The organism is Paenibacillus sp. EKM211P, assembly GCF_011066175.1.
Classification (GTDB): domain Bacteria; phylum Bacillota; class Bacilli; order Paenibacillales; family Paenibacillaceae; genus Paenibacillus; species Paenibacillus polymyxa.
In genome coordinates, this window is the sequence record NZ_JAAMNS010000018.1 from 27,535 (window position 1) to 38,903 (window position 11,369).

9 protein-coding genes are annotated in these 11,369 nt (G+C 47.1%); all 9 read right to left on the reverse strand.

What is annotated here, in order from left to right:
* Positions 1-59: 59 nt before the first annotated feature.
* Positions 60-359, reverse strand: coding sequence for a DUF6509 family protein (locus G9G57_RS21390; RefSeq protein WP_019687094.1), 300 nt, complete (start codon positions 357-359; stop codon positions 60-62).
* Positions 353-2,320, reverse strand: coding sequence for an ATP-dependent DNA helicase (locus G9G57_RS21395; RefSeq protein WP_025364739.1), 1,968 nt, complete (start codon positions 2,318-2,320; stop codon positions 353-355). The genes G9G57_RS21390 and G9G57_RS21395 overlap by 7 nt, the downstream gene beginning before the upstream one ends.
* Positions 2,321-2,543: 223 nt before the next feature.
* Complete coding sequence (locus tag G9G57_RS21400) at positions 2,544-3,548, reverse strand: ABC transporter substrate-binding protein (protein ID WP_164965516.1); 1,005 nt, start codon at positions 3,546-3,548, stop codon at positions 2,544-2,546.
* 100 nt (positions 3,549-3,648) lie between these two features.
* Positions 3,649-4,167 (reverse strand): RDD family protein, encoded by a 519-nt coding sequence (locus G9G57_RS21405; protein WP_164965517.1) that lies wholly within the window; start codon positions 4,165-4,167, stop codon positions 3,649-3,651.
* Between the two features lie 398 nt (positions 4,168-4,565).
* Entirely contained in the window at positions 4,566-5,702 is a 1,137-nt protein-coding gene (locus G9G57_RS21410) for a glycoside hydrolase family 88 protein (protein ID WP_164965518.1), read from the reverse strand.
* 56 nt (positions 5,703-5,758) lie between these two features.
* Positions 5,759-7,669, reverse strand: coding sequence for a glycosyl hydrolase (locus tag G9G57_RS21415; protein WP_164965519.1), 1,911 nt, complete (start codon positions 7,667-7,669; stop codon positions 5,759-5,761).
* Between the two features lie 16 nt (positions 7,670-7,685).
* Positions 7,686-9,602, reverse strand: a complete 1,917-nt coding sequence (locus G9G57_RS21420; RefSeq protein ID WP_164965520.1) for a heparinase II/III domain-containing protein — start codon at positions 9,600-9,602, stop codon at positions 7,686-7,688.
* Between the two features lie 201 nt (positions 9,603-9,803).
* On the reverse strand, positions 9,804-10,796 hold the full coding sequence (locus G9G57_RS21425; protein ID WP_016821124.1) for a cation diffusion facilitator family transporter: 993 nt from the start codon (positions 10,794-10,796) through the stop codon (positions 9,804-9,806).
* 230 nt (positions 10,797-11,026) lie between these two features.
* Positions 11,027-11,296, reverse strand: a complete 270-nt coding sequence (gene rpsN / locus G9G57_RS21430; RefSeq protein WP_017428381.1) for a 30S ribosomal protein S14 — start codon at positions 11,294-11,296, stop codon at positions 11,027-11,029.
* Between the last annotated feature and the right edge of the window lie 73 nt (positions 11,297-11,369).

The window sequence follows — 11,369 nt, forward strand, 5'->3', positions numbered from 1 at the left end:
CCTTGATGTCCTCATTATAGGTTGCAATATATAGCTGTGCTAGCTATGTGCCCATACTGTTAATTTACTGCTCCATCCTGTACATGTTCTTTACAGAAGTTTTCAACTGCTTGCAGCTCATCCTCTTCAAGTTCAAGCTCGATGTAACGATCCGTTGCTTTTTCAAATAATTCATACTTCAGCAGTCCTGTCTTTCCTTCGTCTACTAAATAAAGAGCACGGATATATATTCCGTTTTCAGTGTATAGCTCGTCGTCTTCCTCTACCTCTATCTCAATGATAAATTCATAACGCTGTCCACTCAAAATACCAAAAGCATCTTTAATTTGATCTACTGTATATGCTGTAAAATTCAACATGTTTTTATTCCCTCCGGTTTTCCTTCAATTACGGTGCATTCTACGCCCGCAGGCAGTAGTTGTTCAACTTGTGTGCGTACTTCTGGACGATTCAAATCGTGACCCATGATCGAGATCCAGCCCTGATCATTACGCGAGCGGATTAAACGCCCTATGCCCTGTCGGAGCCTAAGTGCCATGTGAGGCATATCTATCTCATTGAACGGATCTGCTGCATCCTTGCGCAAAGCCGTAAAAACCGGATCGTTCGGAGGAAATGGCAGCGACCAGATGATAACATGTGACAGGGATGGTCCAGGGATGTCCAATCCTTCCCATAATGTAACAGCGCACAACACACTCTCCACATCATTCTGAAAAGCGGAGATCAGATGGCTGATTTCAGCCGAACCTTCATACAGAAAACGATAGGCAGATGCCTCTGGGTAAGCAGCGAGTCCCCTTTGGAAGGCAGTCAGTTCCTCCTGAGAAGGAAACAGGATAAGCGCTCTTCCCTGCGATTTCTTCAGTAGCGTCAGCGCTCTCTGGATTGGATTATGTCCCGCTTGCAACGGGTACAATGCCGCTTGCATCTGATCACTGTAGTCATAAGGTGAAGCGACGGAAAACGTTAACGGGTTTTCAATACCCAGACTCTGCGCCATATAGTCAAATGAACCCTCCACGGAAAGTGTAGCCGAAGAGAATACGATTGGAATATGCTGCGCAAATACTCGTTCTTTGAGAATCTCTTTTACCATCTTCGGCATAACCACAAGCGTTAATCCATCCTGGTCCTCCGTCACCCACGAGATGAGAAGTTCAGGACGCTTAAACAAAGCCAAAGCAGTTTGAATCATTTCCAAATGTTCTTCTACAATTTTGACTTGATACTCATCCAGAGAGAATAACCCGCTTTCAAACACAAGCTCTTCCTCGATCGTGCCGATCAGTTCACCAAAACGGTTCACCTCCCGAATCAACGATTCATTCAGGATAAACTCCTTGCGATTAGACCCCTGTACTGGCTGACTGTTCTTATTGAGCGCGGCGAACAATGCCTCGCTTTGGGAGATTGCATCTTCGATCGTCATAGCCAGAGATTCCCGCACTTCCCCCTCTAGCAGTCGGGTAATAATAGACTCAAATTGAGTGTGCTTAAGCTTGTAAGTAAGCGCATTTTGTGCTGCTGTCTCCAGCAAATGCCCTTCATCAAAAACAACAGAGCTGTGCTCTGGCAACAACGGCAGCTGACCCTCGCGCTTTCTCGCTTCGTAGGTCCATACATGCTCCATGTAAAAGTCGTGAGAGCAGATGACCAGATCTGCCGCTTTGCGGTAATGATCACGAGACAACGTCTGTCCGCAACGATGGCGCTGATGACAAACGAGACAGTCTTGAAATACATCCCATCCCAGTCTGCTCCACTGTCCATCTGTTAGCTCGGGATACTCTTTCCGGTTCCCGTATGGAGTGAAGGACTGTAACGTATCTGGAAAATGAACAAAATCAGGCAGACCCTGATAAATATCGCGGAAAACATCTGCGTCCTCATCCAGTCCGCTTCGCCCCTCATCCAGCTTGTTCAGGCAAATATATTGATCCGGTGACTTCCCCAATCGAGCATCAATCGTCAAGCTTAAGTGCCGTGCCAGCTTGGCGATATCTCCTTCTGGCTTCACCAGTTGTTCAATCAATGATTCATCCGCACAGGCGATAATCGCTGGTTTTCTCATGTATCTGGCATATGCAATAGCGTACAGCAGGTATACCAGCGTTTTGCCAGTGCCTACACCTGCTTCTGCAAAAATGGTCTTTTTTTCCTTATAGGCACGTTCCAGTTGGAATGCCATATAAATTTGTTCATCCCGAACCTCAAAGCCGACTTCAGGCAAAACTTCGTAAAATACATCTGCAATCCAGTCACTTGCCTGCTCAATAAACGGCTTGGACGGATCAAAGGCAAAAGGGTAAGTAGTCAATCGGGCTGTGCCTCCAATTCGTTCATAATGTGCATCCTTTCATTATAACGCAAAACAAGCTAAAAAGAACATGTAAACTGTAAGAATAACTTACATTTTTTATTTTTCATGAAATTCTATAAAAGATAGGACGTCGAGGGGTTTGTTTGTGAGGACGTTACACTGCCATAATGAAAAAACAAAGAAACCAGCAAATGCTTTCAGGCACTGGCTGGTTCCTTGTTTACTTTTGCTTCATCAAATCTGGAATTTGTTCCAGCAATCGTTCTCTCGTAATGGCATCATCAAAATTCCACGAACTGTCAAGCGTATATACCCGTTTATTCTGAACGGCAGGAATCGTTTTCCACACTTCACTATTCATCAGGTTTCTGGTCGTTGCAATTGTTTCTTCACTCTGATCCGACAGAATAAAGAGTTCATCCCCGATAAATGAAGGAAGTACCTCGCTAGAAATGGTAGCAAAGCGCTCTTTTTTATCAATCAAGTCTGTCTGTACCTTGTGAGCTGGTATAAAACCGAGCATATCATACAACGACACGGATATACCCTGATGTCCCATAACATACAGGTTATCCCCCATAACTAACAGCACTGTTGCTGTCTCTCCCGGCTTAATGTCAACATCCAGCTTGGCCTTCATTTGTTTGGCCTTCTCGTCATATAAGGTTTTAAACCGATCTGCCTCTTTAGTTTTCCCAAGAAGTTTACCTAGCTCCTGCATACGTTCAAAAGTTGCCAATTCGGAATTAAGAACCACGGTAGATGCAATTTTAGCTAACGTGTCAATCGTCTTTACATCCCAATTATCGAAAAGAATAAGGTCCGGTTTCAGCATCGTCAGCTTTTCCAGATTCACCGGGGAGCCTATATCGATAATATCCTTGGTAAGGTCTGCGTACACTATTTGTGACTGAATGACACTCAGACTTGCACCTGCTGGACGTACACCCAAGGCAAGCAAATCCCCTGGATCACTGCCTACATAAACAATTTTCTGCGGATTTACCGGAATCGCGACTTTACGTTTTTGAAAGTCTGTATATTCCCGGGTGGTCGGCGTTGTAGATGCCATTTCCTTTTGATCCGTGCTGTTTGTAGCCTGTCCTGCCGTAAGGGAAGTTTGAGCACCATTTTCTTGTGAGCTACAAGCTGAAAGTACAATGGCTATAATGAGCATTACACTCATCAACACAGGGAGTCGAGGCGATATTTTTAGATGTTGCATATAATGTATCCTCCAAGCTATGTATTTTCATAGAAAATGATAATCATTATCATTCACCTTATACTACATAATAGTCCCATCTTCTGCTACGGCGATTTCCTTAATTCATCATATGAGAAGCTACTGGAGGCAAGGTCGATTGCTGCTCATGTCGCAGCAACTCTTTTTTATTTACAACTAAGGTGCTGGCACAAAGATCGTGGACTCCCTGTTTTTTCGCAGTAAAAGCGACCACAATGTAAATAAGACGTAAAATCACAAAAGAAATGGCTTTAATCCAGTAGCGCCCTGAGGCATGTAAGAATCCAAGACGCTTTCCTTCCTTATCTACAACAACTAAGGAGAACACAAGCTTACCTGGTGTTGCTCTTACCTTCGACGACTCCCATAATACACAGTACAGCCATGGCACCATGAGCCAAAAGATTAGCGGCCACCACATAAGCAGTACTTGTATGAACACCGTCTCCTTTATACCCAAAATATCTGGGATGATGTAAATTGCTCCCCCTATTGAAAGGATTATGGCAGTAAGGATGATCAGATCAATCACAAACGCTGCCGTTCTCACCCAAAATCCTCCGTAAATCTTTCTTACCCTCTCACTTGTTACTGTCATAATGATGTATAACTCCTTTGCATTTGTTAAAATCCATTTTATTCCTTTACCCAAGGAGATATCATACGGTCACCTCCCTGAATTGTCAATTTACGAATAAACACTCATAAACAAGTGAAAAGACCTATTTCCATGCATTAAAATGAACATTTTTATAGGATTTAAGAGCTTATATACCGTGATTTCACTCTAATTAGGCACGAAATAAGCGCTGCTACAGTCTCTTATCCACCTACACGTAGTACTTTGGCATCGAATTAAATAAAATCCTTTTTTCCGCACAAAAAAAACAGCGTATATGTAAACGAGATTACACACACGCTGCCTCACTATTTATTCCGTGGATGTGACAAGCAACAGCTCAGCTCGAATGAGCTTGTTCCTGTCTATCTTACTCACTATACTTTTCGCCGTTCAACACTAAACAAACCTTCCTCACCACGCAGCTTTGCCAATGCTTCGACAAAGAAATAATCGCCGTAGATGATGGGCACATTGATGTGTTTTTGCTCAGGATAATGTACGGTTCCGTTCATCAGCAATCCCTCATGTTCTTCGCCCCACGCTGTACACGTATGATGCAAGCCCTCTAGGATAGATTCTGCAGCTTCTGTAAAATGCTCTGCACGTGCCGAATATTTTGCTAGTTCCAGCAAACCGCTAGCTGCAATGGCCGCAGCTGACGAATCCCATGCTTCGCGGTGTCCTTCTTCTGCTCTAAAGTCCCATACAGGCAGGCAAGCATCGCCCAACTGGGACAGGAAAAAGTCAGCCGTGTTCTCGGCCACCTTTAAATAACGCGAATCGAGTGTGTATCCATACGAAAGCGTAAAACCGTACAAAGCCCAAGACGTGCCACGTGCCCAGGCGGAACCGGGAGCAAATCCCTGTCCGCCATGCTCAGCGACCTTTTTTCCAATCTCCGGATCGAACTCAACCACATGCGCAATGGAGCCGTCCGAACGAACGAACTCACGTGCCACGGTATCTGCATGCTGGACAGCGAGAGCCGCAAAGCGTGGATCTCCACTTTCCTCCGAGGCCCAATAGAGCAAGGGTAAATTCATCATACTGTCTATAATCGCAACACCCCTTGTATCCATATCCTTCGAGTGGAAGTTCCACGCGCGAATAAAGCGGCCATTTACGTTAAAACGGGCAGCTAGCAAATTAGCAGCCAATAACCCCCGTCTTCTGGACTCTGAATCTCCAGTCAACCGATGGGCGGCAACACCGCTGAGCAGCCAAATAAAACCGAGATCATGGTCTACAGCTTCGCTATTATAGAGTATTTTTTCCAACCGTGCCTCACACCGTTGTGCAATTTTGGCAGACTCCCAATCAGGACGTGCCCGATGGGCCAGCCATAGCAGTCCCGGATAAAAGCCTGCTGTCCACCACGCTTCCTCACGATTATCATAACGTCCACCCTCTGCAACATGTGGAAAGGCGTCCCCCAGTCTTGCCGCCAAGGCAAGCGTTTTATCCAATGCCAGCTCCCACGATTGCTCCAGCCACGCTTCTGATTTTATCATTCTTTTTTCCCTCTCCCTTTCCACATGATTGAAGATAACTATGGCTCCCGAACTATCTATTCAGGTAACCGAATGATAAAGGAAATGCGACTGCCGCCACACTCTAGACGCGCTCCCTTAAGTAAACCATTTCGGCAGGCTACGGCAGTCAATTCATCCGGCCATACGACGTTTGTTCCTTCCGTCGTGGGGATAACTTCAAGGCTTGCGCCCGCATATTCTACGCGAATGCTTTCAGTTTCCTCCCCGGCTGCCATCACATGATGAATCACACTTCGTTCCCGACCGTCATACGCCATCAATGGAATAAGTGCCCCCACATTCTGAATATTGCCCTGAAGCTCATACGACACTTCAATTTTGCCGGGCACCTGACGATAATGCGTTCGGATTTCCCTCACCCCCGGGAATGGACCTTCCCACAGCAGAGTGAAATCTGTCTCTCCATCAGACGCTGAGCTGCGCTCCATCTGTACGTTTCCTCCGCCATCCTGCGGATCAATCCCTCCATCACGATCGAATTCCAATGTACCGGGGATTCCTTCTGACAAGCTGTGCCATTTTCCGTCTTCGGTTTGCCAGGCTGGTGTATAGCTCAGCGGGAAAATATCTCCCTCCGCGAAACCCGTAAAGCCGCGATCTGCGTGTCCTGCTGAGGATGGGCCGATCAGAGACGGCAGCGCAGAACGTTGAATACGTACGATGCCCGGAATATTGTACGGATCGTTGATTGAGGTCTGAACAAGCATTTGCTGCCCGACTACAGCTGCAATGACGGTCTGAAACCAGCCGTCCGTTGCCAACACCCGACTGCCGATCTCCGCCGGGATAGAGGTCGGAGGAATACGATCAATCTCCTTCCCATGTAGGAGGGTATGGGCCAGCACCGCTGCCGTCCACAGACTGTAGCAGGTATGATTCGAGTACACCTCAAAGCCATGGCGTGCCTCAGACGAATAATGGTTGCGAACGATATGCAGCTTGCCATCATCGGTCTGCCACCGACTAATGGATTGCCAGCATAGATCTGCTGCCCGCCGAAATGCACCTGCAAGCCCATGCTCGCCTGCTGTATACGCCTGCTGAGCATGTGTTGTAAAAACAAAGGCCGCTGCAGCTTCGTTCCATTGGTGCTGCGCGCTTCTTCCACGCGGAGGAATTTCCCCATGTGGGGATAAAGTCAGCAATGAGCTAAGTGCTCCTCTGCGAAGGTAGTCACGCACTTCGAGAGCACAGCCGCCATTATATCCGCTCTCCAGCATCACGCCCAGATGAAACCGTGTGACAATATCGTAGGCGAATGGGCTATTGGGCCGATCCAGCGGACCATCTTGATACAGCCCCAAACCGGTAAAGCGAGGTAAATGGTAGTTGCGGATATACGTCTCCATCCACTCAGAATCGGCTGCAATCCCTTCAGTGGCACGCAAAAACTCGCCGGAAATCATGATCGCGTTCCAGTTGATCATCCGGTTTGGATTTTTCATTTTGCTCATCGTAAAAATGTAAGTCTGCTCAGGTTGAATCCTGCTCAACTGCTGCTTCCAAGCCGTGGCTTGCTCTGGCAGCAGATTTTTAAGGATACGATACGCCCCCATCATCATAATTGGAAAAAAGTCCGGGTGATGATCCGGCGCTTTTTCGTCCACTACACAGGCTATGCTATGCGTCAAGGCCGCAGCAGCAGATTCGAGTAAATCATGCCGGCCTTCTTTGACCAGCACAGCCGCAGCCAACGCATAGGATGGAGTGGAGTAATACCGTTCACTTTCAGAATGAGGGTCAATGATAGCTCCGTTTTCATCTTGATACAAGGCATATGCACGAACCAGCTTTTCCAGCACAGCCAGCTTACGCTCGTGTGTCCATCCATCATTTTCTCGGTTTGGTGCGCTTTCCACCTGTTGTATAAATCTCTCCAGTTCCGTCTGCCAAGGGTATACGCTGCCTGTTTGAAGCTTATTCATTCTGTATGCCTCCCATTCAACATGAAGATTGATGTATGGTAAAAAATAGATTGCAATCGACACTTGCTGAGCCGTTCCAGCGATTGGAATCCAGTTGCAGTGATGTCTTATAAAATACAAAGGGCACTCCGTCATGATCTATATGCTTCACGGCCTCCAGCCTCTGCCTCAGCGCGCCAGCATCATAATTTAGCCTAGCCACTGCATTCGTTCCCTTCCATTCCACGAAGCCTGCTCCTGTATTAGGCTGAATACGGCTGATCAAAAGCTCCTCCACATCCCACGGCTTCACGTTCATACCAGACGTTTCAAACTCAAAATGATCTGTGACAGTAAGCCTTGCTCCCTCGTTTCCCTCCAGTACACTCCAGGCAAAGGAACGGGTGAAAACTGCCATTTCATCAACAGCATAAGCAGATGTCAAGTCGAGCTTAAAGCTTGTGACTGTCTGTGCTCCCTCCTGCTCATCCATAGCAACATCCAGCACAACCGCCCTTGCCTTTGCTCCGGATTGCTGCGCGGTCCCATTGATGATAGGCACGGAATGGCCGCTGGAGGAAATATTGATAATCGACTCCCGTCCGGGCGAAAAATAGGCTTTCGTGTACAAGCCTGCTCCCAGATCACAGAGTAGATTTTCGCCGCCGCCATGAAGGATGAAATGTCCAAGATCATTATGATTGTGCGGCTCATTGTTATGCCCACCCTTGGCTGAAAAAGCAAGTACGGCATCTGAATGATCCTGCTGCCCCCCAGATCCATGATGACTAGATCTGAGGCTACGGCACATCAACCAGCCGAGTTGCGGCAAATAATCGATTACGGCTTCTCCGCATCCATACACCAAGGGGTTCGTCCAGACTAGGTTACGCAATACATGAGCCCAGCGGCGACACGGATCTTCCAACAAACCAGGTACGCGAAAAGGGAGTGTAGATGGACGTCCTTGCAAAAAATTCACATAGGAGATGAGTCCGGAAGGTAACCGTTCAGTTTCACTACTATCTGAATAATTAGCGAAAATACCGTCCGACAAATGGACCCGTTCTGCGAAGGCTGCGATTTGCCTTACCTTTTCCGAGTTCAAAATATCCACAGCTCCCTCGGTAAACTCACGCAGCATATCGGCAAAATATATAAAGTACCCAAAGCCATACACCCAATAACCTACGCCTTCGGGACATCCCCCGTCCTCTCTGTAGCCTGCCAAAAAACAATCCAGTGCGCCCAGCATACGCTCGATGGCTACCGCTTTGGAAAAGTCGTCTTTTGCCAGCAGCAATGCAGCAATTCCGCAACCCGAAGCGCATACTGCCGACCAGTTATGCTCTGCCGTTTCCCAATCATAATGATGAGGCTGCCAAAAAACAGGTTCCAGTACACGGCGCTCAACCTCTTTGTGCACCTGAACGACTACGTGATCAGCCAGCTTTTCTCCAAGCAGCAATAAAATTTCAACCAGCATTTGCGCTGTTTCGGACGCGAATAAATCCACCTGCTGCCAAGGCGGTGTTACAGTGTCCTCTTCGTTGACATGTGCAGGAAGCGCCCAAGTGTACTCGCTGCATATGTCCAGCAGTCCGCTTTCCACCTCTTTCATCTTCCGAGGCACCGGATCGGCAACAGCTGCCAGCACGATAGCAACTAGTCGTCCGCGCCGTTCGAAGTATACATCCTCATACGGCTTGCGCTCCCCTGTATTAGCAAATTGCCGGAACAGAGACAATGGTAGTTCAGGCCAAGGCGCTTCCCGAACATCATTGCAGATGCGTTCGATGTCCTTCCAAAGCTCGGCGAATGCCGGTTTATCGACAGTTGCCCGTAGCCTTTGGGTCCAATTGCTCCTTAACCGTTGTCTTGCTGAACCCTGCACTCCGCCAGCCAGCGCGTTGACGAGCCGCGAAGCAGGCCAAGCCTCCTTCAGAAGACTCATTCGCATTTCCTCCCCATGAGAAGCATTCGTTTCACTCTCTTTTTGTTAACGCTTTCATTGTATCTAACAATCAGCCTAAATTCAAAGGGGTAGGAATACAATTGGAAAAATATAAAAGAACCTCCACGCCACGTTGTCGTGGTCATGAAGGTTCTTATTTACGTTCTTAAGCTCCGTCCAGATTCGCTTTGGTCCATTTTTCTAAGCTTTAGGCTTCTCTTGTTTCCAGTTTCTAATCCCGTCATCCTCTAGAATCCCCAATGCGGCATCTGAAATATTAGGATCACGCAGCAGAGCATCCTCGACTCTAAATTTGATATCATCAGCATCAGCCAGCGTCATGCCCGAAGTAAGCTCGATCACCCCTTCGACGTGATAGTAACGTCCCTCCTGCAAAATACGCATTTGAGAAATATCAGTCACATGTGTATCTGCCAGGATAATGGAAGCCACACGTTCTTCGATATCGGGAGGTGCAGATACACCAATCAAGCCCACCATGTTGTCATAACCGACCCGGAACGCTACACCGACCATCAGACAGCCGATGAGAATACTTGAAATTCCGTCCAGCAGCTTAAAATCAGTCAGCGATGTGACCACTACAGCTAGCAGGGCGAGTACCCCACCTGTCGTTGCAACCAAATCCTCATAGAACACCAAACGGGTTGGTGGCGCAGCACGTCCCACATGACGAAAGGCAGAAGTAAAAATACTTAGCCCCTTAGCTTCCACTCTGGATTCATGCAGCACTTCTTTCATCGCTTTGCTCCATACAAATCCGTCAACCGCCAATGACAAAACCAGCACCACTACATTAATCCAAAATCCTTGTGCAGATTCAGCCGGATGCTGTAGCAAATGAATTCCTTCCAATGCAGTTTCGTAGGCCATAATCGTTACGACAATAACAGCAACCATACAAAAAAGATTAATTACCCGTCCAAAGCCAGTAGGAAACCGTTTCGTAGGTTTTTTCTCTGCCAATACACTGCCCGCAAATACAAACATTTGGTTCACTGCATCCGCAATGGAATGCATCATCGTAGCAAACATAGAGCCACTGCCTGTCAAGGCAAAAGCAATCCCCTTAATCAGGGCAATGCCGGTATTACCCAACGCTGCCGAGCCTGAAGATTTATTTCCTTTTTTGACCATACTCCAAAAGGAGTCCTCTCTCTGTTTCACTTCCATCTTGTAGCTCCTCCTGAGGTATACATAATCTGACATATCCACATTATGTAATCGCTTGTTATGTATTATTTTTAACCCGTCCATATTCTACCTAACCAACTGAGGAGAATCAATACAAATGATAATATATTCCTTCGAAAAAGAATGCTCCACGCCACCCTACTGGCATGAAGCATTCTCGTTACAACCTGCTATCAGATAAACATACAAACAATTAATCGGTTTCTAAATTACCAGCTAGATTTCGTAATACCTGGAATTTGGCCTTTATGGGCCAGCTCGCGGAACGCAATTCGGGACAGCTTGAATTTGCGCAGGTATCCTCTCGGTCTGCCTGTCAGCTCGCAACGGTTTTTCAAGCGGGTTGGGGATGAGTCCCGAGGAAGCTTTTGCAAAGCTTCATAGTCCCCTTTTGCTTTTAATTCACGTCTCAAATCCGCATATTTCGCTACAATTTCCTGACGTTTCTTCTCTTTTACGATTTTCGACTTCTTGGCCATGTAAAGCTCCTCCTTGTTATATATGCCAATCATAAAGGTTCCCCATCGCGATCGCGGGACGGAAGGACACAAA

Excerpts from the sequence above, each read along its gene's own strand:
- G9G57_RS21390 (WP_019687094.1), bottom strand. The coding sequence starts at position 359 with ATGTTGAATTTTACAGCATATACAGTAGATCAAATTAAAGATGCTTTT.
- G9G57_RS21400 (WP_164965516.1), bottom strand. The coding sequence starts at position 3,548 with ATGCAACATCTAAAAATATCGCCTCGACTCCCTGTGTTGATGAGTGTA.
- G9G57_RS21405 (WP_164965517.1), bottom strand. The coding sequence starts at position 4,167 with ATGACAGTAACAAGTGAGAGGGTAAGAAAGATTTACGGAGGATTTTGG.
- G9G57_RS21410 (WP_164965518.1), bottom strand. The coding sequence starts at position 5,702 with ATGATAAAATCAGAAGCGTGGCTGGAGCAATCGTGGGAGCTGGCATTG.
- G9G57_RS21415 (WP_164965519.1), bottom strand. The coding sequence starts at position 7,669 with ATGAATAAGCTTCAAACAGGCAGCGTATACCCTTGGCAGACGGAACTG.
- G9G57_RS21420 (WP_164965520.1), bottom strand. The coding sequence starts at position 9,602 with ATGAGTCTTCTGAAGGAGGCTTGGCCTGCTTCGCGGCTCGTCAACGCG.
- G9G57_RS21425 (WP_016821124.1), bottom strand. The coding sequence starts at position 10,796 with ATGGAAGTGAAACAGAGAGAGGACTCCTTTTGGAGTATGGTCAAAAAA.
- rpsN (WP_017428381.1), bottom strand. The coding sequence starts at position 11,296 with ATGGCCAAGAAGTCGAAAATCGTAAAAGAGAAGAAACGTCAGGAAATT.